Annotated in this window: 20 protein-coding genes; 16 read left to right on the forward strand and 4 right to left on the reverse strand. The window is 75.0% G+C overall.

What is annotated here, in order from left to right:
* Window positions 1-76: 76 nt before the first annotated feature.
* The 10 genes from ACYVO2_RS27300 (at window position 77) to mutM (ending at window position 10,196) form a co-directional block, all read left to right on the forward strand.
* A complete protein-coding gene (locus ACYVO2_RS27300; protein ID WP_461010668.1) occupies window positions 77-1,741 on the forward strand; it encodes a DAK2 domain-containing protein in 1,665 nt (554 codons plus the stop codon).
* A 74-nt stretch (window positions 1,742-1,815) separates the two neighbouring features.
* Entirely contained in the window at window positions 1,816-4,062 is a 2,247-nt protein-coding gene (gene recG / locus ACYVO2_RS27305; protein ID WP_461010669.1) for an ATP-dependent DNA helicase RecG, read from the forward strand.
* 216 nt (window positions 4,063-4,278) lie between these two features.
* Window positions 4,279-4,797 carry a hypothetical protein gene (locus ACYVO2_RS27310; RefSeq protein ID WP_461010670.1) on the forward strand — a complete coding sequence of 173 codons (519 nt, stop codon included), beginning with the start codon at window positions 4,279-4,281 and terminating at the stop codon, window positions 4,795-4,797.
* A gap of 166 nt (window positions 4,798-4,963) precedes the next feature.
* A complete protein-coding gene (gene rsmD, locus ACYVO2_RS27315; RefSeq protein WP_461010723.1) occupies window positions 4,964-5,545 on the forward strand; it encodes a 16S rRNA (guanine(966)-N(2))-methyltransferase RsmD in 582 nt (193 codons plus the stop codon).
* 47 nt (window positions 5,546-5,592) lie between these two features.
* Window positions 5,593-6,072 (forward strand): pantetheine-phosphate adenylyltransferase, encoded by a 480-nt coding sequence (gene coaD, locus ACYVO2_RS27320; RefSeq protein ID WP_461010671.1) that lies wholly within the window; start codon window positions 5,593-5,595, stop codon window positions 6,070-6,072.
* A gap of 182 nt (window positions 6,073-6,254) precedes the next feature.
* Window positions 6,255-7,409: a cell division initiation protein gene (locus tag ACYVO2_RS27325; RefSeq protein WP_461010672.1), complete on the forward strand. Its 1,155-nt coding sequence runs from the start codon at window positions 6,255-6,257 to the stop codon at window positions 7,407-7,409.
* 315 nt (window positions 7,410-7,724) lie between these two features.
* Entirely contained in the window at window positions 7,725-8,309 is a 585-nt protein-coding gene (locus tag ACYVO2_RS27330) for a YceD family protein (RefSeq protein ID WP_461010673.1), read from the forward strand.
* 2 nt (window positions 8,310-8,311) lie between these two features.
* Window positions 8,312-8,485: a 50S ribosomal protein L32 gene (gene rpmF / locus ACYVO2_RS27335; RefSeq protein WP_461010674.1), complete on the forward strand. Its 174-nt coding sequence runs from the start codon at window positions 8,312-8,314 to the stop codon at window positions 8,483-8,485.
* A 19-nt stretch (window positions 8,486-8,504) separates the two neighbouring features.
* Entirely contained in the window at window positions 8,505-9,329 is an 825-nt protein-coding gene (gene rnc, locus ACYVO2_RS27340; protein WP_461010675.1) for a ribonuclease III, read from the forward strand.
* A 3-nt stretch (window positions 9,330-9,332) separates the two neighbouring features.
* Window positions 9,333-10,196 carry a bifunctional DNA-formamidopyrimidine glycosylase/DNA-(apurinic or apyrimidinic site) lyase gene (gene mutM / locus ACYVO2_RS27345; protein ID WP_461010676.1) on the forward strand — a complete coding sequence of 288 codons (864 nt, stop codon included), beginning with the start codon at window positions 9,333-9,335 and terminating at the stop codon, window positions 10,194-10,196.
* An 85-nt stretch (window positions 10,197-10,281) separates the two neighbouring features.
* On the opposite strand, the gene ACYVO2_RS27350 is transcribed toward mutM, so the two are convergent.
* Window positions 10,282-11,190: a CAP domain-containing protein gene (locus ACYVO2_RS27350; protein ID WP_461010677.1), complete on the reverse strand. Its 909-nt coding sequence runs from the start codon at window positions 11,188-11,190 to the stop codon at window positions 10,282-10,284.
* 141 nt (window positions 11,191-11,331) lie between these two features.
* Here ACYVO2_RS27350 and ACYVO2_RS27355 point away from each other — a divergent pair, with 141 nt between their 5' ends.
* The 4 genes from ACYVO2_RS27355 (at window position 11,332) to ACYVO2_RS27370 (ending at window position 17,919) form a co-directional block, all read left to right on the forward strand.
* On the forward strand, window positions 11,332-11,610 hold the full coding sequence (locus ACYVO2_RS27355; RefSeq protein WP_461010678.1) for an acylphosphatase: 279 nt from the start codon (window positions 11,332-11,334) through the stop codon (window positions 11,608-11,610).
* A 399-nt stretch (window positions 11,611-12,009) separates the two neighbouring features.
* Window positions 12,010-12,213 carry a hypothetical protein gene (locus ACYVO2_RS27360; protein ID WP_461010679.1) on the forward strand — a complete coding sequence of 68 codons (204 nt, stop codon included), beginning with the start codon at window positions 12,010-12,012 and terminating at the stop codon, window positions 12,211-12,213.
* A gap of 486 nt (window positions 12,214-12,699) precedes the next feature.
* The gene (smc, locus tag ACYVO2_RS27365) at window positions 12,700-16,260 is read left to right on the forward strand and encodes a chromosome segregation protein SMC (protein ID WP_461010680.1); all 3,561 of its coding nucleotides are present in this window, start codon (window positions 12,700-12,702) and stop codon (window positions 16,258-16,260) included.
* 231 nt (window positions 16,261-16,491) lie between these two features.
* Entirely contained in the window at window positions 16,492-17,919 is a 1,428-nt protein-coding gene (locus ACYVO2_RS27370) for a sugar porter family MFS transporter (RefSeq protein ID WP_461010681.1), read from the forward strand.
* A gap of 67 nt (window positions 17,920-17,986) precedes the next feature.
* On the opposite strand, the gene ACYVO2_RS27375 is transcribed toward ACYVO2_RS27370, so the two are convergent.
* Window positions 17,987-18,397, reverse strand: coding sequence for a DUF2000 family protein (locus tag ACYVO2_RS27375; RefSeq protein ID WP_461010682.1), 411 nt, complete (start codon window positions 18,395-18,397; stop codon window positions 17,987-17,989).
* Window positions 18,398-18,547: 150 nt separating this feature from the next.
* Here ACYVO2_RS27375 and ACYVO2_RS27380 point away from each other — a divergent pair, with 150 nt between their 5' ends.
* Window positions 18,548-19,333, forward strand: a complete 786-nt coding sequence (locus tag ACYVO2_RS27380) for an AraC family transcriptional regulator (RefSeq protein WP_461010724.1) — start codon at window positions 18,548-18,550, stop codon at window positions 19,331-19,333.
* Between the two features lie 27 nt (window positions 19,334-19,360).
* Here ACYVO2_RS27380 and ACYVO2_RS27385 read toward each other — a convergent pair whose 3' ends face one another.
* Window positions 19,361-20,359 (reverse strand): LLM class flavin-dependent oxidoreductase, encoded by a 999-nt coding sequence (locus ACYVO2_RS27385; RefSeq protein WP_461010683.1) that lies wholly within the window; start codon window positions 20,357-20,359, stop codon window positions 19,361-19,363.
* 152 nt (window positions 20,360-20,511) lie between these two features.
* On the opposite strand from ACYVO2_RS27385, the gene ftsY reads away from it, so the two are divergent.
* Window positions 20,512-21,756: a signal recognition particle-docking protein FtsY gene (gene ftsY, locus ACYVO2_RS27390; RefSeq protein WP_461010684.1), complete on the forward strand. Its 1,245-nt coding sequence runs from the start codon at window positions 20,512-20,514 to the stop codon at window positions 21,754-21,756.
* A gap of 209 nt (window positions 21,757-21,965) precedes the next feature.
* On the opposite strand, the gene ACYVO2_RS27395 is transcribed toward ftsY, so the two are convergent.
* Window positions 21,966-22,646 carry a bifunctional DNA primase/polymerase gene (locus ACYVO2_RS27395; protein WP_461010685.1) on the reverse strand — a complete coding sequence of 227 codons (681 nt, stop codon included), beginning with the start codon at window positions 22,644-22,646 and terminating at the stop codon, window positions 21,966-21,968.
* Window positions 22,647-22,716: the final 70 nt, after the last annotated feature.

The raw sequence follows: 22,716 nt of genomic DNA on the forward strand, positions 1-22,716 counted from the left end.
TTCCGGCAGCCCGCGGACCTGCGGCTACCATCGGCCCGGCCGATCACGAGCCCACGCGGCCGATCAGGAGGAGACGGTGCCCGACACGCTCGCCGCCCCCGCCGTGCGCGCCTGGTGCCGGCTCGCCCTGGAGGCGCTCGGGCAGGCCCGCGAGGAGATCGACGCGATCAACGTCTACCCCGTGCCCGACGGGGACACCGGCACCAACCTCTACCTCACCGTCGAGTCGGCCGCCCAGGCCGTGGAGGCCGTCTTCACCGCGCACGGGACCGGACCCGCCGCCTCCCGCGGGCCCGCCCTGCCCGACACCGTCCGCGCCATGGCCCACGGCGCCCTCATCGGCGCCCGCGGCAACTCCGGGGTCATCCTCGCCCAGTTGCTGCGCGGCATGAGCGAGGTGCTCGCCCCCGAGGGGCCGCCCCGGCAGGACCCGCGCCCCGACGACGCCGAGCTGCTGCGCCTGGCCCTGGAGCGGGCCGCCTCCTCCGCCTACGAGGCCGTGGCCCGGCCGGTGGAGGGCACCGTCCTCACCGTCGCCGCCGCCGCCGCGGACGCCGCCCGGCGCGAGGCGGGCGGGCTCGGCGCGGTCGCGCACGCCGCGGTGGAGGGCGCCAGGGCCGCCCTGGAGCAGACCCCCGGCCGCCTGGCGGCGCTGCGCGAGGCCGGGGTGGTGGACGCGGGCGGCTACGGCCTGGTCACCGTGCTGGCCGCGCTGGCCGACGCGGTCACCGGCAACGCCCCCATGGGCCCGCTCGCCCACGCCCGCCCGCCGGCCCACCCGGTGTCCCCCGCCGGCTGCGCCGCGGGAGACCCGCACGCCGTGCCCGGCGGCCCCTCGTTCGAGGTCGTCTACCTGCTCGACGCCCCCGACTCCGCCGTGCCCAGGCTGCGGGCCCGCCTGGACCGGCTCGGCGACTCCCTGGTCGTCGTCGGCGGCGACGGCCTGTGGAACGTGCACGTCCACGTGGACGACGCGGGCGCCGCCGTCGAGGCCGGGGTGGAGGCGGGCCGCCCGCACCGCATCCGCATCACCCACTTCGGCGCCGCCCCGCCCCCCGACGGCGCCCAGGACGGGCCCGCCGGGCGCGCGGTGCTCGCCGTCGTCCGGGGCGAGGGCCTGGCCGAGCTGTGCGCGCGGGCGGGCGCCACCGTGCTGCGCGTCCCGCCGGGCGAACCGCCCTCCAGCGCCGAGATCGCCGCCGCCGTCCGCGGCACCCGCGCCCACGAGGTGGTCCTGCTGCCCAACGACGAGGCGCTGCGCACCGCCGCGGGGGCCGCGGCCGAGCGCGCCCGCCAGGACGGCACCCGGGTCGCGCTGATCCCCACCCGCTCCGTGGTGCAGGGCCTGGCCGCGCTGGCCGTGCACGAGCCGGCGCACCGCTTCGACCAGGACGTGGTCGCCATGACCGCGGCCGCGGGCGCCACCCGCTGCGCCGAGCTCGCCGTCGCCGAGAGCAGGTCGTGGACCATGGCCGGGGTGTGCCAGGCCGGGGACGCCCTGGGCCTGATCGACGGCGATGTCGCCGTGATCGGCCGCGACGTGGAGGAGACCGCCCGCGCGGTCCTGGACCGGATGCTCGCCGCGGGCGGTGAGCTGGTCACCCTGGTCCTGGGCGCGGACGCCCCGCCCGGGCTCGCCCGCCGCCTCCGGGCGCACGTGCGCGAGCACCACCTGGCCGTGGACATCGTCGTCCACCGCGGCGAGCAGCACACCTCCCCGCTGCTCATCGGCGTCGAGTAGCCGCCCGGCGCCGGCCGCGGCACGCGGGCCCGCGCCGTGCCGTTGTCGCACCGATGGTGTGGAATGGCATCACCATGGACGCGCTGCACGGGTCCACGCTGCTGGACCAGCCACTGGGCAGGCTCGTCGGCGACCGCACCGCCAAGGTCCTCGCCGACGCCCTCGGCCTGCGCACCGTCGGCGACCTGCTGCACCACTACCCGCGCCGGTACGCCGAGCGCGGCGAGCTGACCAGCCTGGACGACCTCGTCATCGACGAGCACGTCACGGTCGTCGCCCGCATCGCCAAGGTCACCAAGGTGCCGTTCCGCGGCCGCAGGGGCGACCGGCTCGACGTCGTCGTCACCGACGGGCGCGGCTCGCTCACCCTGGTCTTCTTCAACCAGTCCTGGCGGGAGCGCGAGCTGCGGCCCGGCCTCCGCGGCCTGTTCGCGGGCAAGGTCACCGTGTTCAACCGCGTCCGCCAGCTCGCCCACCCCGACTACCAGTTGATGGACGAGGAGGCGGGCGCGGGCACGGCCAAGGAGTGGGCGAACCGGCTCATCCCGGTCTACCCCGCCGCCGCGAAGATGCAGTCCTGGAAGGTCGCCCAGTGCGTCGAGGTCGCCCTCGACTCCCTGGCCGCCTCCTCCTGGGCGGGCGTGGGCGACCCGCTGCCGCCGTCCCTGCGCGCCTCCCGGGGGCTGCTGCCGCTGCCCGAGGCGCTGGAGAAGGTCCACCGGCCGCGCGCCCGGGCCGACGTGGAGGCGGCCAGAGCCCGGCTGAAGTGGGACGAGGCGTTCGTCCTCCAGGTCGCGCTGGCCCGCCGCCGCCTCGCCGACGCCGGCCTGCCCGCCGTGCCCAGGCCCCGGCGGGAGGGCGGCCTGCTGGACGCGTTCGACGCCAGGCTGCCGTTCACCCTCACCGAGGGCCAGCGGCGGGTCGCCGCCGAGATCTTCGCCGACCTCGCGGACGAACACCCCATGCACCGGCTGCTCCAGGGCGAGGTCGGCAGCGGCAAGACCATGGTGGCCCTGCGCGCCATGCTCACCGTGGTGGACGCCGGGGGACAGGCGGCCATGCTCGCCCCCACCGAGGTGCTCGCCCAGCAGCACCACCGCTCCATCGTGGAGATGCTGGGCCCGCTCGCCGAGCAGGGCATGCTCGGCGGCTCGGCCGACGGCACCAAGGTGGTGCTGCTCACCGGCTCCATGGGCGCCGCCGCCCGCAGGCAGGCCCTGCTCGACCTGGCCGTGGGCGAGGCCGGGATCGTGGTGGGCACCCACGCCCTGATCGAGGACAAGGTGCGCTTCCACGACCTGGGCCTGGTCGTGGTCGACGAGCAGCACCGCTTCGGCGTGGAGCAGCGCGACGCCCTGCGCGCCAAGGCGGAGCGGCCCCCGCACCTGCTGGTGATGACCGCCACCCCCATCCCGCGCACGGTCGCCATGACGGTCTTCGGCGACCTGGAGACCTCCGTCCTCGACCAGTTGCCCGCCGGCCGCTCCCCGATCGCCACCCACGTGGTGCCCGCGCAGGAGAAGCCGCACTTCCTGGCCCGCGCCTGGGACCGGGTGCGCGAGGAGGTGGAGGGCGGCCACCAGGCGTACGTCGTCTGCCCGCGCATCGGCGACGAGGAGGAGCAGCCCGCGGCCGGCCGGCGCAAGCGCGGCCCCGCCCCGGCCGACGACGAGGTGGACGACGCCGGGGCGGACGCCGAGGAGCGCCGCCCGCCGCTGGCCGTGCTCGACATCGCGGCGCAACTGCGCGACGGCCCGCTGCGCGGCCTGCGGGTGGAGGTCCTGCACGGCAGGATGGCCCCGGACGCCAAGGACGAGGTGATGCGCCGCTTCGCCTCCGGCGAGGTGGACGTGCTCGTCGCCACCACCGTCGTCGAGGTCGGCGTCAACGTGCCCAACGCCACCGCGATGGTGATCATGGACGCGGACCGGTTCGGCGTCTCCCAGCTCCACCAGTTGCGCGGCCGGGTGGGCCGCGGCAGCGCTCCCGGCCTGTGCCTGCTGGTCAGCGAGATGCCCGCGGGCACCCAGGCCAGGCAGCGGCTCGACGCGGTCGCCGCGACGCTGGACGGCTTCGAGCTGTCCCGCATCGACCTGGAGCAGCGCCGCGAGGGCGACGTGCTCGGCCAGGCCCAGTCCGGGGCCCGCTCGTCGCTGCGCATGCTCGCCGTGATCCAGGACGAGGACGTGATCGAGGCCGCCCGCGAGGAGGCCGCCGCCCTGGTCGCCGAGGACCCCGACCTGACCCGCCACCCCGACCTGCGCGCCGCCCTGGACAGCCTGCTGGACGCGGAGCGGGCGGAGTACCTCGACAAGGGGTGACGACGGGCCGGGGGAGCGGCGCGCGGACCGCCCCGGCTTCTCCGCCCGCCGCCGCGGACGCCGCGCCCTGCCCGGATGCGCGCCGGACCCGCCCTTCCCGCCCCTGCTCCGGCCGGTACGTCACGGAGCGTCACTGTCAGACCCCCACGAGAGAATGGACCCAGTCCGAGCCGATCCGGGAAGGATCGGCCCACTTGGACCCTTGGGGGCTGCATCATGGCGTTTCGTCATCTCAACGAACTGCCGCTGGGCGACAAGGTCTTCCGGATCGAGCTCGCCAGCGACGACGACAGCACGGTGACCCTCACGCTGACCGGGTGGCTGGAGGGCGCCGCCGAGGAGCCCATCGCCTCCGGCGAGCTGCGCCTGCCCATGCAGGACGTGGCCGCGCTGCGCATCGCGCTCAACCGCGCCCTGCGCGCCCTGGCCATCGTCGCCGAGGTCGCCGAGCCCATCCCGGACCGCGACGTGCTGCGCGAGCTGTTCCCCGGCCACGGGGCGCCGTGGGTGCCGCAGCACGAGGAGGAGCTGCTGCGCCGCTTCCACGAGGGGGAGACCGTCGCCCGGATAGCCGCCCGCTTCGGGCGCACGCCCGACTCGGTCCGCACCAAGCTGCGCGAGCTCGGCCACGACCCGCGCCGCCCCGAGTACTGCCCGCCCGACGGCTGCCTGTCGTGGTCCCGCTACGCCTCCCCGGCCCTGCTGGGGTCGGCGCGGGAGTCCGCCGAGGGCTGAGCGCCCCGGGCGCGCCGGCGCGGGCGGCCGGCCCCGCCCGCCCCGGCGCCGCCCGGTCCCGCCCGGCCGGAAACGGCCACGCCGGAGCGCTCCCCGGCGCCGGGGAGTCCGATAATGGACCGGCGTACGGACGGAGGCGGGCTGCTCCCCGCCCCGTCGCCGACGGCTGTCGAAGGAAGCACCCATGACCCGCGTGATCGCCGGGGCGGCGGGCGGCCGCCGCCTGGCCGTGCCGCCAGGGCAGGGCACCCGCCCCACCTCCGACCGGGCGCGCGAGGGGCTGTTCTCCACCCTGGAGGCGCTGCGCGGCGGGCTCACCGGGGCCCGGGTGCTCGACCTGTACGGCGGCTCGGGAGCCGTCGGCCTTGAGGCGCTCTCCCGCGGCGCGGCGCACGCCCTGCTGGTGGAGGCCGACGCCAAGGCCGCCCGCACCATCCGGGAGAACGTCCGCGCGGTGGGGCTGCCCGGCGCCGAGGTCAGGGCGGGCCGGGCCGAGCGGGTCGTCGCGGAGCCCGCCCCCGAGCACCCCTACGACGTGGTCTTCCTCGACCCGCCGTACGACGTCACCGACGACACGGTGCGGGAGATCCTTCTCACACTCCGCTCCGGAGGGTGGATCGGGGAAGGCGCGCTGGCCACGGTGGAACGCAGGACGAGGGGCGGGGAGTTCCGCTGGCCGCCCGGCTTCGAGGGGCTGCGGGCCCGTCGCTACGGCGAGGGAACGCTTTGGTACGGTCGCGCCGCGTGAAGGGCGGTGCGGGCCGCTTCCACACGCGGGAAAGCGAGGGACCACCAGTGCGCCGAGCCGTATGCCCGGGTTCGTTCGACCCGATCACCAACGGCCACCTCGACATCATCGCGCGGGCGTCCAGGCTGTACGACGTCGTCTACGTCGCCGTGATGATCAACAAGTCGAAGCAGGGTCTGTTCACGGTGGAGGAGCGGATCTCGCTGATCGAGGGCGTCACCGCCGAGTACGGCAACGTCGTCGTCGAGTCCTTCCACGGGCTGCTGGTCGACTTCTGCAAGCAGCGCGAGATCCCGGCCATCGTCAAGGGCCTGCGCGCGGTCAGCGACTTCGACTACGAGCTCCAGATGGCCCAGATGAACAACGGCCTGTCGGGAGTGGAGACCCTGTTCATCCCCACCAACCCCACCTACAGCTTCCTGTCCTCCTCCCTGGTCAAGGAGGTCGCCGCGTGGGGCGGCGACGTCTCCCACCTGGTGCCGCCCACCGTCCTCGGCGCGCTCACCGAGCGCCTGCGGGCGCGCTGAGCGCACCCGCGGGCACGGGCTCGCCCGCCCCTGTCACCGGCTCGCCCCGGGGTGGTGGGGGCGGCGGGCGGACGGGGTGACGGGCGGCCGAGTCGTAGAGTCGTTCCGTGCCCCGGCCGGTCCCGGCCGGGGGAGGCGCTCCCGCCCGGTCGGCGGGGGCCCGAGGAGAGACTTGAGCCCAGGTGGACGTGCAGAAGAAGCTCGACGAGATCGTCGCGGCGGTGCGCAGCGCCCGTTCCATGCCGATGTCCGCGTCCTGCGTGGTCAACCGCGCCGAGCTGCTCGCGATGCTCGGGGAGGTGCGCGAGGCCCTGCCCGGCTCCCTCGCGCAGGCCCACGAGGTGCTCGGCGACCGCGAGCGGGTGCTCGCCGAGGCCCGCGAGGAGGCCCAGCGGATCCTGAAGTCGGCGCACGACGAGCGGGGTTCGCTGATCGCCGGCACCCAGGTCGCCCGCGAGTCGAGGGACGAGGCGGACCGGATCCTGGCCGAGGCCCGCCGCGAGGCGGAGGAGATCCGCGCCGAGGCCGACGACTACGTGGACAGCAAGCTCGCCAACTTCGAGGTGGTGCTCACCAAGACCCTCGGCGCGGTGGACCGCGGGCGCGAGAAGCTGCTCGGCCGGGGCCCCGGCATCGACGAGAACGGCCGGCCGGACGCCGACGCCCCCGAGCGCTCCAGCGACCCGGAGGAGCTGCGCCGCCGCGCCGACGCGTACGTGGACGCGAAGCTGGCCAGCTTCGAGGCGGTGCTGGGCAAGACCCTGGAGGCCGTCGGCAGGGGCCGCGCGAAGCTGCTCGGCCGCAGGCCCACCGACGACCTGGCCGACTACGCGGCCCTGGCCGACCAGCAGGAGATCCCCATCGGGCAGAGCGACGCGGACTACGTCGCCATGCTGGCCGGGCGCGTGCCGGAGCAGCCGTCCGCGCCGTCCGCCCCGCAGCGGCCCGAGGCGCCGCCCCAGCAGCCGCCCCAGCCCGGCTACGCCCCGGCCGCCGGGTACGGGGACGCGGGCGGCTACCAGGAGGGCGGCTGGGACGGCGGCGGGTACGGCTACGGCCACCCGCAGGACGGCTACCCGCCGGCCGCCCAGGACCGGCCGTACGGGCAGGGCCAGGACGGCTTCGGCCCGCCGTCCGGCTACGACGGCGCCTACGGCTGGGACCAGGGCTACGGCCAGGGCGGCGCCGAGGGCTACCCGCCGCTGCCCCCGCCGCCGCCGCAGGACCACCAGCGGCAGCCCGGCCACGGGGGCGGCGGCAGCCTGGACGAGACCAGCTTCTTCGACACCTCGATGATCGACGTGCAGCGGCTGCGCGAGCTGGAGGGCGGCTCCTGAGCGCGGCCCCGCCTGCCCGCCGGGGGACCGGCGGGCAGGCGGGGCCGCGGGGCGGCGGGCGCGGACGGCGCCGAGTTGGGAGTCGGTGACCTCGTCCAGTATCCTGACTGCTCCGGCCGCAGCGCCGGTGTTGTCGGCTGCCCCGAATCCCGGCATGTGCGGGGCCCAGGCGTACGAGGTGTGAACTCGTGCCTCTCGGCTCGTGCACAGTCCGGGGCCGTCGCAGCCCGTAAGGAAGCCGCCTCCCCGTCTCCGCGGGGAGTGCCACACGAGAGCAGGAAAGCCCTGAACCGCCCAGACCACCGCAACCCGCTCGTGTTCGACACACGCGAGCTGGGCCGGCGTCCTGGTTCGCTCAAGCGGCTGACCCGCTCCGTCCCGGCTCCCGAGGGCCTCGGCATCGAGGTGATCGGCGTCCCGGTGAACGCGACCGTGGAGCTGGAGCTGCGCCTCGAGGCGGTGATGGAGGGCGTGCTCGTCACGGGTACTGCCCGCGCACCTCTTGAGGGAGAATGCGTACGGTGCCTGGAGCCGCTCGAGCAGGAGCTCGAAGTGGGCTTCCAGGAGCTGTACTCCTACCCCGACGTCGACCGCGGCGAGTCCGAGGACGACGACGAGGAGGAGACGCTGACGCTCGAGGCCGAACTGCTCGACCTCGAGCCGGTGCTGCGCGACGCGGTGGTGCTCGCACTGCCGCTGCAACCGGTGTGCCGGGAGGACTGCCCGGGACTGTGCCCCCAGTGCGGGGCGCGGTTCGCGGACGACCCGGAGCACCACCACGAGTCCGTCGACGCCCGGTGGGCGGCTTTGCAGGACCTCGTCGTCTCGTCCGAGAACGACGATCACGAAGGACACAGCAGCGGCGCCGGAACCGGCGCCGATGAGAACCAGGAGAAGTAGCCGTGGCCGTTCCGAAGCGAAGGATGTCGCGCAGCAACACGCGTCACCGCCGTGCGCAGTGGAAGGCTGCGGTCCCGTCGCTCGTGGCGTGCGACCGCTGCCGTGAGCCCAAGCTGCCGCACATCGCGTGCCCAAGCTGCGGCACCTACAACCGCCGTCAGGTCCTCGAGGTCTGAACGGCGGGTGACAGGCTCAATGTCGGACGGCACACCGCCGTCGAAGCGTCCTCCCCGCGTCAACGGGGAACCGCCGGACAAGAAGGCCTCGTCCCACGCACTCCTGGAAGGGCGGCTCGGGTACTCGCTCGAGCCCGCCCTTCTGGTGCGTGCGCTGACGCACCGCTCCTACGCGTACGAGAACGGCGGGCTGCCCACCAACGAGCGCCTGGAGTTCCTCGGGGACTCCGTTCTCGGCCTGGTCGTCACGGACACCCTCTACCGGGTCCACCCGGACCTGCCCGAGGGGCAGCTCGCCAAGCTGCGGGCCGCGGTGGTCAACTCGCGGGCGCTCGCGGGCGTGGCACGCACCCTGGAGCTGGGCAGGTTCATCCAGCTCGGGCGGGGCGAGGAGGGGACCGGCGGCCGGGACAAGAACTCGATCCTGGCCGACACCCTGGAGGCCGTCATCGGCGCGGTCTACATCGACCGGGGCCTGGACGCGGCGTCCGAACTCATCCACCGGCTGTTCGACCCGCTGATCGAGGCGTCGTCCAACCTCGGCGCCGGCCTGGACTGGAAGACCAGCCTCCAGGAGCTCACGGCGATGGCCGGGATCGGCGTGCCCGAGTACATCGTGACCGAAGAGGGCCCCGACCACGAGAAGACGTTCACCGCCACCGCGCGGGTGGGCGGCACGGACTACGGGTCCGGCACGGGGCGCAGCAAGAAGGAAGCCGAGCAGAAGGCGGCGCAGACCGCCTGGCACGCGATCCGCGAGGCCCACGGGGAGACCGGTGACGGCACCTCCAAGCCGCCCGTGAACGGCTCCGGCCCCGCCGGCGCCGCCGAGACGGCGGACTGACCGGTGCCCGAGCTGCCCGAGGTCGAGGTGGTCCGGCGCGGTCTCGCGCGCTGGGTCACCGGCCGCACCGTGGCCAAGGCCGAGGTGCTGCACCCGCGCGCGGTGCGCCGCCACCCGGCCGGGGCCGCCGACTTCACCGCCAGGCTGCTCGGCCGCCGCTTCGAGGCGGCGCACCGCAGGGGCAAGTACCTGTGGCTGCCGCTGGCGGGCACCGGCAGCGCCGTGCTCGGCCACCTGGGGATGAGCGGGCAGTTGCTGGTGCGGCCCGTGGACGCGCCCGACGAGACCCACCTGCGGATCCGCGTCGCCTTCGAGGACGGCGGCACCGAGCTGCGCTTCGTGGACCAGCGGACGTTCGGCGGCCTGTCGGTGCACGACGGCACGCCCGGCGACCAGGACACCACGCCGCTGGTGATCGCGCACATCGCCCGCGACCCGCTGGACCCGGCCTTCGACGACGACGCTTTCCACGCCGCGCTGCGCCGCCGCCGCACCGGCCTCAAACGGGCCCTGCTCGACCAGTCGCTGATCAGCGGGGTGGGCAACATCTACGCCGACGAGGCGCTGTGGCGGGCCCGGCTGCACTTCGACCGGCCCACCTCCACCATGACCCGCCCGCGCACCGCGGAGCTGCTCACCGCGGTCCGCGAGGTGATGACGGCGGCCCTGGCCGCGGGCGGCACCAGCTTCGACAGCCTGTACGTCAACGTCAACGGCGAGAGCGGCTGGTTCGAGCGCTCCCTGGACGCGTACGGCCGCGAGGACCGGCCGTGCCGGCGCTGCGCCACCCCGATCCGCCGTACCGCGTTCATGAACCGCTCGAGCTACTTCTGCCCCAGGTGCCAGCGCGCCCCGCGGGGCGTGTGAGGCCACGGCGGGAGCCGGCGCGTCCGGTGTGCCGGCGTCCGCGTCCCGTGGCGCGGTGCACCGCCGCCCTCGCCCCGGGGCCCGTCTAGAAGCCGAAGTCCTGGGTCCACCACGGGCCGCCCTCGGCGAAGTGGACGCCCACGCCCAGGGTCTGGTACTCGCAGTTGAGGATGTTGGCGCGGTGGCCCTCGCTCTCCATCCACGAGTCCATGACCGCCTGCGCCGTGGTCTGCCCGCGGGCTATGTTCTCGCCGCCGAGGTTCGTTATCCCCGCCTGCTGCGCCCGCTCCCACGGGTCCAGCCCGTCCGGCGTCACATGGTCGAAGAAGGACCGCTCCGCCATGTCCTCGCTGAAGGAGTCGGCCAGCTCGGCGAGGCGCTCGTCGCTCTTCACCGGGTCGCACCCGGCCTTGGCCCGCTCGGCGTTGACCAGCCCGAGCACGGCGGCCGCCGCTGCCTTGTCCTGGCCGTTGCCGACCGGGGTCTCCGGCTGCCTGGTGGGGGCGGGGGTGGTGGGCGGCGGCGGTGTCGTGGGCGGGGCGCTGGTCCGCGGCGGGTCGGCGGGCTCGCTGGTGCGCGGCGGCGCAGGGGAGCGCGGGGCCTGCGGGGTGCCGGGCGCGGTCACCGACTCCGAGGGGTCGGGCGTGCCGCGGTGCCTGCCCCGGCTCGGCGGCACCGACTCGCGCTCGGGGGGCGTCACGGGCGTGGCCGTGGACCCGTCCGGCTCGGGCTGGCCGGCCGGGGGGACGGGGAAGGCCGTGTTGGCGTTGGGGCCGACCGCGGCCACGTCGCGGCCGTCCTTGGCGGGCCCGGGGAGCACACCCGCGCCCATGGCGACCGCGCCCACCGCGAGCGCGGCGGAGGAGGCGAGCAGGCCGGTGCGGACGGTGCTGTGGCGGCGGCGCCTGCTGCCCCGGTGCCGGCCGGCCACCGCTCGAGCGGCGGATGCCTCGCGAGGGGCGGGCGCGACGCGGTTGCGGCTGTGGCGGCCCATCTGTCGCCTCCGTCACATGTGGCGGTAAGGATCGAGTGAAGATCACTCGAAAGGGTGAGTGGGTCTCTCGCCGGGGACTCTAGACCAAACGCGGACGGTGCTGGAGTGAAGTACGACTACTCAGCGGGTTAGCGTGCTGGTATGAACGACAATGTCCGGCTCACCGCCTGGGTGCGTGGCCAGGTTCAGGGTGTGGGCTTCCGGTGGTGGACCCGCTCCCGGGCGCTGGAGATCGGCCTGCTCGGCTACGCGGGGAACCTCGCCGACGGCAGGGTCCAGGTGGTGGCCGAGGGCTCGCGTGCGGACTGCGAACACCTTCTCGACCTGCTGCGGGGCGCCGGAACGCCCGGTCGGGTGGACGGCGTCGCCGACCTGTGGGGGGACCCGCGCGGCGGGTACGAGACGTTCAGCATCCGGTGAAAAAGCCGGCGCGTGGAGGCGCCCCCGCGGGCCGCGGCCCGCGGGGGCGCCTTCATGGTTGCCAATCACCGGCGGCCGTGGTTGACTCCGGGCCTGAGGATGATCTCGCCGCCCCTGAGAACGGCTCCGAGCAGCCCTGGGCGGCTTCACCACTTCTCCATGATCTTCACATGGGGGGTGCGCGGAGGGACCGGCACCGGCCTTGGAGCCGAGGCACGCCCGAATGACGGGCTGTGATCGTGTTGACCCTCAAACCATTTGGTGAGACGCTGAAAGCCCGCGCATACCGCTGTCTGCTGCTTCGGAACCACGGGTGACGGCGTGCAAACAGCGGGTGCGACCCCTTCTCGACCCAACCGCTTACCCCGGTCGGTCACTCAGCGTGGAGGACCATCCATCATGGCAAAGGCGCTTCTCGGTTACGTCGGCGGTCCCGACCCGCGGCTCCTCTCCGAGATGCGAAGGCTTCAGCAGCGTGTCCAGGACCTGGAGTCGGAGCTGGTGCGAGTCCAGGCCGAGAACGACGCGCTCTCCGCCGCATCGCGCGAAGAGTCGCTGCTCCGCAGCATCGACGTATCCAAGGCGGAGCCTGCGCTCACCTGATCTCCCCCGTCTGGGGGCGGTCGGACTGTGTCGCCGCTCGCTTGGCATGTGCAAGGGACGCTTCGGCGTCCCTTCGTCGTTGTGGCCCTTGTTCTCCGTGGTGCCCTTCGTAACCGATGCCGTTTCCCGGTGCCGCCGTTGCCGGTGGGTTCCGCCGGTCCCGATGCCGTCGATGCCGCCGCCGCCAGGCCGCAGGCGATGCCGTTCCTCCCGATGCCGCCGCCGCGTGCCCCGACCCGGCGCCCACCGGGTCCCGCGCGGCTTCCGTGTGCCCGGCACTGACGATGCTCCGCGGCCTCCCGCCCCGGCGTGCCGGCTCGTCCACCCCTTGTTCTCCTCACCCTTGCCTGTTGATGTGCCCTCCGGTCACCACGGCGAAACCGCCTGTCGCCACCACGGGGCGGGCCCGACCGCCGGGTAGAGTCCGAGTCCTGCCCTGATGCCCCAAACGGGCCGGTACCGGGCACCGGCAGGAGGTGAGCACACGTGCACCTGAAGAGTCTGACCCTGCGAGGCTTCAAGTCGTTCGCCTCGGCGACGACGCTGCGCTTCGAACCGGGCATCACCTGCGTGGTCGGGCCCAACGGCTCCGGCAAGTCCAACGTCGTGGACGCCCTGTCCTGGGTCATGGGCGAGCAGGGCGCCAAGTCGCTGCGCGGCGGCAAGATGGAGGACGTGATCTTCGCGGGCACCACCGGGCGCCCGCCGCTGGGCCGGGCCGAGGTCAGCCTGACCATCGACAACGCCGACGGCGCGCTGCCGATCGAGTACAGCGAGGTCACGATCACGCGGACGATGTTCCGCAACGGCGGCAGCGAGTACCGGATCAACGGGGACACCTGCCGCCTGCTGGACATCCAGGAGCTGCTGTCCGACTCCGGCATCGGCCGCGAGATGCACGTCATCGTCGGGCAGGGCCAGCTCGACTCCGTGCTGCACGCCGACCCGGCCGGGCGCCGCGCCTTCATCGAGGAGGCCGCGGGCGTCCTCAAGCACCGCAAGCGCAAGGAGAAGGCGCTGCGCAAGCTGGACGCGATGGCGGGCAACCTCGCCCGCGTCCAGGACCTCACCGCCGAGCTGCGCCGCCAGCTCAAGCCGCTCGGCCGGCAGGCCCAGGTGGCCCGCCGCGCCGCGGTGATCCAGGCCGATCTGCGCGACGCCCGGCTGCGGCTGCTCGCCGACGACCTGGTGAGGCTGCGCGAGGCGCTGCGCGCCGAGATCGCCGACGAGACCGCGCTCAAGGCCCGCAAGGAGGCGGTCGAGGAGGAGCTGGCCGCGGCCCAGGACGCCGAGTCCGCGCTGGAGGCGCAGGTACGCGCGCTCACCCCGGCCGTCGCCCAGGCGCAGGAGACCTGGTACCGGCTGTCCCAGCTCGCCGAGCGGGTGCGCGGCACCATCGGGCTCGCCGGGCAGCGGGTCAGGCACGCCACCGAGGGCGGCGGCGAGGAGCGGCGCGGCCGGGACCCGGAGGACCTGGAGCGCGAGGCGGCCCGCGTCCGCGAGCAGGAGGCGGAGCTGAAGGAGGCCCTGGAGGAGGCCCGCCTGGCGCTGGAGGAGGCCGTGGACCGCAGGGGCCGCCTGGAGCGGGAGCTCGCCGAGGAGGACAAGCGCCTGAAGGCGGCCGCCCGCGCCATCGCGGACCGGCGGGAGGGCCTGGCCAGGCTCCAGGGCCAGGTGGGCGCCGCGCGCAGCAGAGCGGCCGCGGCCGAGGCCGAGGTCGGGCGGCTGGCGTCCGCGAGCGAGGAGGCGGCGGCCAGGGCGGAGGCGGCGCGGCGCGAGTACGAGGAGCTCAAGGCCGCGGTGGACGGCCTGGAGGAGGGCGACGCCGGGCTTGAGGAGGAGCACGAGGCCGCCCGCGAGGCGCTGGCCCTCGCCGAGGAGGAGCTGGCGCGGGCCCGGGAGGAGAGGACGGCGGCGGAGCGGGAGCGCGCGGCCGTGCAGGCCCGGCACGACGCGCTGGCGCTCGGCCTGCGGCGCAAGGACGGGACGGGCGCGCTGCTGGAGTCCGACCGGCTGACCGGCGTGCTCGGCCCCGCCGCCGGGATGCTGTCGGTGTCCCCCGGGTACGAGGTGCCGGTCGCCGCCGCGCTGGGCGCCGCCGCGGACGCGGTGGTGGTCTCCGGGCCGCGCGCCGCCGCGGAGGCGCTGCGGCTGCTGCGCAAGGAGGACGCGGGCCGGGCCGCGTTGCTGCTGGACGGGGCGCCGGAGCCGGACCGCGGCGGGCGGCCCGGCCTGCCCGCGGGCGCCCGGTGGGCGGACGGCCTGGTGGACGCCCCCGAGGGGCTGCGCGGCGCCGTGCGGCGGCTGCTCGGCGACGTCGTCGTGGTGCGGTCCCTGGACGACGCGGAGGAGCTGGTGCGCGCCCATCCGTCGCTGGCCGCGGTCACCGCCGACGGCGACCTGCTCGGCGGGCACCTGGCGCGGGGCGGCTCCGCCGGCGCGCCCAGCCTGCTGGAGACGCGGGCCGCGGTGGACGAGGCGGCGGCGGAACTGGAGGCGCTGCACACCCGGTGCGAGCGGGCCGCCGAGGGGCAGGAGCGGGCCGCGCGGGCGCGGGAGGCGGCCAGGGCCCGGGTCGAGGAGGTCGCGGGGCGGCGGCGCGCGGCGGAGAAGGAGCGGTCGGCGGTCGCCGGGGAGCTGGGGCGGCTCGGCGGGCAGGCCAGGGGCGCGGCCGGGGAGGCGGAGCGGCTCGCGGCGGCGGCGGCCAAGGCCGAGGAGTCGCGCCTGGCGGCGCTGCACCAGGTGGAGGAGCTGTCGGCGCGCCTGGCGTACCTGGAGGAGGACGAGCCGGGCGAGGCCGAGCCGGACACCGGGCAGCGCGACCGGCTGGCCGCCGAGGGCTCCGCCGCCCGGCAGGCCGAGATGGAGGCGCGGCTCGCGGTGCGCACCCACGAGGAGCGGGTGCGGGGCCTGGCCGGCCGGGCGGACGGCCTGGACCGGGCGGCCCGCGCCGAGCGGGAGGCCAGGGCCGCGGCGGCGCGGCGCAGGGCGAAGCTGGAGCGGGAGGCCGCCGTGGCCGGGGCGGTGCTCGCCGGCGCCCGGCGGTTGCTGGCCGCCGTGGAGGAGTCCCTGGCCCGGGCCGAGGCGGAGCGGGAGCAGGCCCAGCGGGCCAGGGCCGAGCGGGAGCAGGAGCTCGGCGTCCAGCGCTCCCGCGGCCGGGACCTGAAGGCGGAGCTGGACAAGCTGACGGACTCGGTGCACCGCGGCGAGGTGCTGGGCGCGGAGAAGCGGCTGCGGATCGAGCAACTGGAGACCAAGGCGCTGGAGGAGTACGGGATCGAGGCGGACGGGCTGGCCGCCGAGTACGGGCCGCGGGTGCCCGTGCCGCCGTCGCCGCCCGCCGAGGGCGAGGAGCTGCCCGAGGACCCGGACCACCCGCGGAACCGCCCGCGGCCGTTCGTCCGCGCCGAGCAGGAGAAGCGGCTGAGGGCCGCGGAGCGGGCGTACGCGCAGTTGGGCAAGGTCAACCCGCTGGCGCTGGAGGAGTTCGCGGCGCTGGAGGAGCGGCACAAGTTCCTCACCGAGCAGTTGGAGGACCTGAGGAAGACCCGCGCCGGGCTGATGGACGTGGTGCGGGACGTGGACGAGCGGGTGCGCCAGGTGTTCGCCTCGGCGTACGAGGACACCGCGCGCGAGTTCGAGGGCGTCTTCGCGCGGCTCTTCCCCGGCGGTGAGGGCCGGCTGGTGCTGACCGACCCGGACGACATGCTCGCCACGGGGGTGGAGGTGGAGGCGCGCCCGCCGGGCAAGAAGGTCAAGCGCCTGTCGCTGCTCTCGGGCGGCGAGCGATCGCTGACGGCCGTGGCGCTGCTGGTGGCGATCTTCAAGGCGCGCCCGAGCCCGTTCTATGTGATGGACGAGGTGGAGGCGGCGCTCGACGACACCAACCTCCAGCGGCTGATCGGCATCATGCGGGAGCTCCAGGAGAGCTCGCAGCTCATCGTGATCACCCATCAGAAGCGCACGATGGAGGTCGCCGACGCGCTCTACGGCGTGTCAATGCAGGGGGACGGGGTATCCAAGGTCATTAGTCAGCGGCTGACATGACCGGATTCACATCTTCAATAAGTGAACGATGGGCGAGAGGCTTTTGCGAGTTTGCTCCAGTCATTCCCGAAATGACCTGTGGTGCACCGCACATTGACTTCGAGACTTGAAGTCATAGGCTCGTTAAGTCTGAACTTACCTTCGAGTAGTGGGGCTCCTGGGCGGGCCCCCTCACCGGGGGTCACGAGCCGCACACTCGCTCGCGTCACGTCGAGCCGCCAGGAGTAAGCGTTGACCAGCACAGCTCCGACGACGGAGCCCAGGAGCCGCAAGGCGCAGCAGGAGCACCTCGGGCACGTCGTCTTCATCACCGCAGCCGCCGCCATGGGCGGTTTCCTCTTCGGTTACGACAGCTCCGTCATCAACGGCGCCGTCACCGGGATCCGCGACCACTTCGGGGTGGGCAGCGGGGAGACCGGACTCGTGGTGTCCTCCGCGCTGCTGGGCTGCGCCGTCGGAGCCGCCTTCGCCGGGCGCCTGGCCGACCACATCGGCCGCATCCGCTCCATGCAGATCGCGGCGGTGCTGTTCACCCTCAGCGCGGTGGGTTCCATGTTCCCGTTCTCCATCTGGGACCTGGGCCTGTGGCGGGTCGTCGGCGGCATCGGCGTCGGCATGGCCTCCGTCATCGCCCCGGCGTACATCGCCGAGGTCGCCCCGCCCGCCTACCGCGGCAGGCTCGGTTCGCTCCAGCAACTCGGCATCGTCGTCGGCATCGTGGTCTCCCAGCTCGCCAACTACGCCATCGCCCAGGCCGCGGGCGGCGAGACCACCAACCACCTGCTCGGGCTCCAGGCCTGGCAGTGGATGCTCGGCGTGATGGCCGTCCCGGCCGTGCTCTACGGCGTGATGTCCCTGGCCATCCCGGAGTCGCCCCGCTACCTGATCTCCGTCGGCCGCACCAACGAGGCCCGTGAGGTCCTCGCCGACGTCGAGGGCGCGCACGTGGACCTGGACGCGCGCATCGCCGAGGTGCGCGAGTCGCTGCGCAGCGACCACAAGCCGCGCTTCGCCGACCTGCGCGACCGCAGGTACGGGCTGCTGCCCATCGTCTGGGTCGGCATCCTGCTGTCGGTCTTCCAGCAGCTCGTCGGCATCAACGTGATCTTCTACTACTCGTCCGCGCTGTGGCAGTCCGTGGGCATCGACACCGACGACTCGCTGCTGATCAGCCTGTCCACCTCGATCATCAACCTGATCGGCACCTTCATCGCCATCGCGCTGGTGGACCGGATCGGCCGCAAGCCGCTGGCCCTGGTCGGCTCGGCCGGCATGGCCGTCTCCCTGGCCGTGGCCGCCTGGGCGTTCTCCTACAAGTCCGGTACCGGCGACGACATCACCATCCCGGACACCCAGGGCGCCGTCGCGCTGGTCGCCGCCCATGTGTTCGTGCTGTTCTTCGCCCTCTCCTGGGGCGTGGTGGTCTGGGTCTTCCTGGGCGAGATGTTCCCCAACCGGGTCCGGGCCGCGGCGCTGGGCGTCGCCGCCTCGGCGCAGTGGATCGCGAACTGGGCGATCACCGTCAGCTTCCCGACCCTGTCCGACTGGAACCTGTCCACCACCTACTGGGGCTACGCGGTCTTCGCCGTGATCTCCTTCTTCTTCGTGTGGAGGTTCGTGCCCGAGACCAAGGGCAAGAAGCTGGAGGAGATGGGCTGAGCCCTCCCCCCCCCCCGCACGCACGCGCGGCGGCGCCCCCGCTCCGGGGCGCCGCCGCGCGCGTGCGTCACGTGTGCAGCCGCAGCCCCTTGAGCGCCTTGTCCACGGCGCCGCGCGGCCCGTACACGGCGAGCCCCACCAGCGCGAGGCCGTCCGCCCCCACCGCGCGCACCGCCGCCCGGTTGCCCTCCTCGTCGTCCTCGGCGAACATCTCCTCGGTGTACACCGCCGCGGTCAGCCCGCGGGACAGCGCCCGGGCGTGGGCGCGGCGCATCCCGTCGGCGCCGGCGCCGTAGACGACGACGGGCTCCCGGAGCATCGGCAGGTACGCGTTGCCCGAGGCGTCCTGGTACGGCTCGCCGAGCAGGCCCTCCCCGGCGCGCGCCACACCGCTGCCGAGGAACGCCGTGACGTTGAGCTTCTGCCACACCGCGAGGTCCTCCCGGACCACCACGGCGATCTTGGTGTCGAAACGCATGCCCGCACCCTCGCCCGCCCCCGCCCCGCCCGTCTTGAACGCTGGTGCGGGCACAATGCGACGGTGGGACGCGCGAGGGACACCGGGACCGGGGGAGCCGCGGGGGACTGGGCCGACTACTGGCGCGACCCCGCCCAGCCGCTGGAGGCCATGCACGCCCACTTCGAGCGGCACGTCTTCCACCCGCACAGCCACGACGCCTACTCCTTCGCGGTCACCGAGAGCGGGGCCCAGCGCTTCCGCTGCCGCGGCGCCCGGCGCATCGGCGGCGCCGGCCTGGTGATGGCGTTCAACCCCGACGAGCCGCACGACGGCGAGGCCGCGGTCGAGCAGGGCTTCACCTACCGCATCGTCCACCTCGGCCCGGGGCTGGTGCGGGCGGTGCTGGACGACGCCGAGCTGCGCCGGGCGCCCATGCCGCTGTTCGCCGAGCCCGTCGTCCGCGACCCGCAACTGTTCCGCACCCTGCTGCGCCTGCACACCGCGCTCATGGGCGGCGCGGGACCGCTGGTCCGCGACGAGCGGCTCACCGCGGCCGTCACCGCCATGGTGCGCCGCGGCGCCACCGGGCCCGACCGGGTGCGCACCCTGGCCGGCGGGGCCGCCGCCGGGGCCGCCCGCCGGGCCGGGGCCCGCCTGGAGCGGGAGCTGGACCACGACGGGCCGGTGGAGATCACCGCGGACGAGCTGGCCGAGGCCGCCGGGTGCAGCCGCTTCGCGCTGTACCGGGCGTTCCGCGCCGAGTACGGCATGGCGCCGAGCGACTACCAGCGGCAGTTGCGGCTGCGCCGGGCCAGGCGGCTGCTGCTGCGCGGCGGCTCCGTCGCCGAGGCGGCGGCCCGCGCCGGGTTCGCCGACCAGAGCCATCTGCACCGCTGGTTCGTCCGCTCCTACGGCATCACGCCGGGCACCTTCCAGCGCGCCGGCCGGGCCTGAGTCCGCCGCCGGGACCGCCCGCGACGCTCACCCGGCGGCCGCCTTCAGCCCCGGCAGCACCTCCTCGCACAGCAGCCGCAGCGAGCGCCACCCCTCCTCCACCGGCATCCCCCCGCACAGCGGGTGCAGCACCAGGGCGGCGCCGTCCCCCTCCTCCCGGGCGAACTCCAGGCACTGCCGCGGCGTCACCATCCGGTACACCCCCTCGGCGCGCAGTTGCTCCACGGTGCCCGCCCGCGACTCCACCGCGGAGCGGCGCTGCCCCGACGCGCCCCACCGGGCGTAGACCCGCGCCTCGTACAGCAGGTGCCGCCCGTACCGCTCCCACGCGCGGTCGGGGTCCTCGGTCAGGTGCAGCAGCGCCGTGGTGGCGGGCGGCATCAGGCACCAGCCCTCCGTGCCGTACTCGGCGCGCCGCGCGTGGTAGTACTCCTCCAGCTCGGGCAGGTGCGCGGACGGGAAGAAGGGCAGCCCGAACCGGGCCGCGCGCCGTGCCGCCGCCCGCGACGACCCGCCGACCAGCAGCACCGGGTGCGGCCGAGAGGCGGGGCGGGGCGTGACCCGCACCGTCCGGCCCCGGTGGGGGAACGGCTCGCCGGTCCACGCCCGCAGCAGCGTGGCGAGCACCTCGTCCTGGAGCTCGCCGCGCCGCGCCCAGTCCCGGCCCAGCGCCTCGTACTCCTCGCGGCGGTAGCCGATCCCGGCGACGGTCATCAGCCGCCCGCCCCCGGCCAGGTCGAGCACCGCCAGGTCCTCGGCCAGGCGCAGCGGGTCGTACAGCGGGGCGATGACGGCGCTGACCACCACCCCGATCCGCCGGGTGCGGCCCAGGACCACCCCGGCCATGGCCAGCGGGGACGGCAGCCAGCCGTCCTCGGCGCCGTGGTGCTCCTCCAGCGTCAGCGCGTCCACGCCGTGCTCGTCCGCGTAGGCGGCCATCTCGACGGCGGCGCGGTAGCGCCCGGACAGGCCGGCCGGGTCGCCACCCGGCTGGACCAGGTTGAAACGCACATTGGTGATCGCCACGGCTCAGCGCCCCTTCGTCGCCCGACCGGATGCCCGCACGGTAACTGACGGAGCGTCAGGCAACAACGGTGCCCGCGACCGCGGGCACCGCCCGCCGCCGGGCCGCGCCGGGGGCTCGGCGCCCGCGCCGCGTCCGTGATACTGGACCTGTTATGGAGATTCTCATCCTTGCCGTAGTCATCGCGGTGGTCGTGCTCGGCGGGCTCGCCGGGCTGGTCGTCAGCCGGCGCCGCACGGCCCCGCCCGCCCGGCCGGAGCGGCCGCAGCAGCCCCCCGAGCCGCAGGTCGGCGAGGACGCCGAGAGCGCCGGGGAGGCGCCGAGGCGCACCATCGAGTCCGTGGACCTGCCGGACTCGGTGGTGATCACCGAGCCCGGGACCATCGAGGCCCCGCAGGCGCAGACCCCCGAGATCCTCCAGGTCCCGGAGACCGTCGAGGTCCCGCCGACCCCCGAGATCGAGGTGCCCGAGCCCACCGCGGGCCGCCTGGTGCGGCTGCGCGCCCGGCTCTCCCGCTCCCAGAGCACCCTGGGCCAGGGCCTGCTCGCCCTGCTCGCCCGCGAGCACCTGGACGAGGACACCTGGGAGGAGATCGAGGACACCCTGCTCACCGCGGACGTGGGCGTGGCCTCCACCCAGGAGCTGGTCGAGCGGCTGCGCACCCGGGTGAAGGTGCTGGGCACCCGCACCCCCACCGAGCTGCGCGGCCTGCTGCGCGACGAGCTGGTGCAGCTCGTCGGCCCCGACCTGGACCGCTCGCTGCGCACCGCCCGCCACGACGAGGCGGGGCGGCCCGCGGTCGTCCTGGTGGTCGGGGTCAACGGCACCGGCAAGACCACCACCACGGGCAAGCTCGCCCGGGTGCTGGTGGCCGACGGCCGCAAGGTGGTGCTCGGCGCCGCGGACACCTTCCGCGCCGCGGCCGCGGACCAGCTCCAGACCTGGGGGGAGCGCGTCGGCGCCCACACGGTCCGCGGGCCCGAGGGCGGCGACCCCGCCTCGGTGGCGTTCGACGCCGTCAAGGAGGGCATCGCCGAGGGGGTGGACACCGTGCTGGTGGACACCGCGGGCCGCCTGCACACCAAGACCGGGCTGATGGACGAGCTCGGCAAGGTCAAGCGGGTGGTGGAGAAGCACGGCCCGGTGGACGAGGTGCTGCTGGTGCTGGACGCGACGACCGGGCAGAACGGCCTGGTGCAGGCGCGGGTGTTCGCCGAGGTGGTGGACATCACCGGCATCGTCCTGACCAAGCTCGACGGCACCGCCAAGGGCGGCATCGTGGTGTCGGTGCAGCGGGAGCTCGGCGTGCCGGTGAAGCTGATCGGCCTGGGCGAGGGGCCCGACGACCTGGCGCCGTTCGAGCCGAAGGCGTTCGTGGACGCGCTGATCGGGGAGTGACCATACGATCGTCCGATTAATAACAGGCCCGATATGCCTGCCCGGCCACGGCCGCCCCGCCGCGCATCGAGCGCGCGGGGCGGCCGTCCGCGTCCCGTGGACCAGAGGAGCGCCTGATCAGGAGGGGCCTGAACAGGAAGGCACCGGATCAGGGGGAGCGGATCGGGTGGCACCGGATCAGGACGGCCGCGGATCAGGGCGGCCCCGGTTCAGGACGGCACCAGCCACGGGCCGCTGCCCGCGGGGCGGCGCTCCCGGTGGCTGGCGTAGGCGAGGGTGCCCAGCACGAGCCGGGCCTCCGGCGGGTGCACCGCCGACTCCGGGGTGGGCGGGCGCAGCCAGCGCACCGGCCCGAGAGCGCCCAGCTCCGACGGCGGCGCCACCACGTGGTCGCCCAGGCCCAGGGGGCGCAGGTCGAGCCCGGCGTCGTCCCAGCCCATCTTGTACAGCAGCGCGGGCAGCTCCGCCGCGGCCCCCGGCGCCACGAAGAACTGCGCCCGCCCGTGCGGGGTGACGAGCACCGGGCCGAGCCGGGTGCCCATCCGCTCCAGGCGGAGCATGGCCCGGCGGCCCGCGGGCTCCGCCACCTCCACGGCGTCGAACGCGTAGCCCGTCAGCAGCAGCACCGGCGCCCCCGGGTGCCGCTCCCACGCGGCCCTCGCCTCCTCGGCGCCCGCGCCGGGGCCGAGCACCTCCGCCCCGGGCAGCGGATGCGCGCCGGGGGCGGCGCAGCCGGGGTCGCCGCAGCCGCACCGGTCGCCGCGCAGGAGGCGGGCGCCGGGTGCGACCACCCAGCCCCACCGCCCGGCGTACTCGGCCGCCGCGGCGCTCACCGTGGACCGGGCGCGGCGGCGCACGCCGGTCCTGAAGTCGCCGAACGTGATGCCCATGTCACCCCCAACGGGTCGTGATAGCCCATGGTTACGGGTCAGTGACGCTGCGTCCATGGTCGCACGCGCA

The sequence above is a fragment of the Streptomyces capparidis genome, assembly GCF_054782095.1.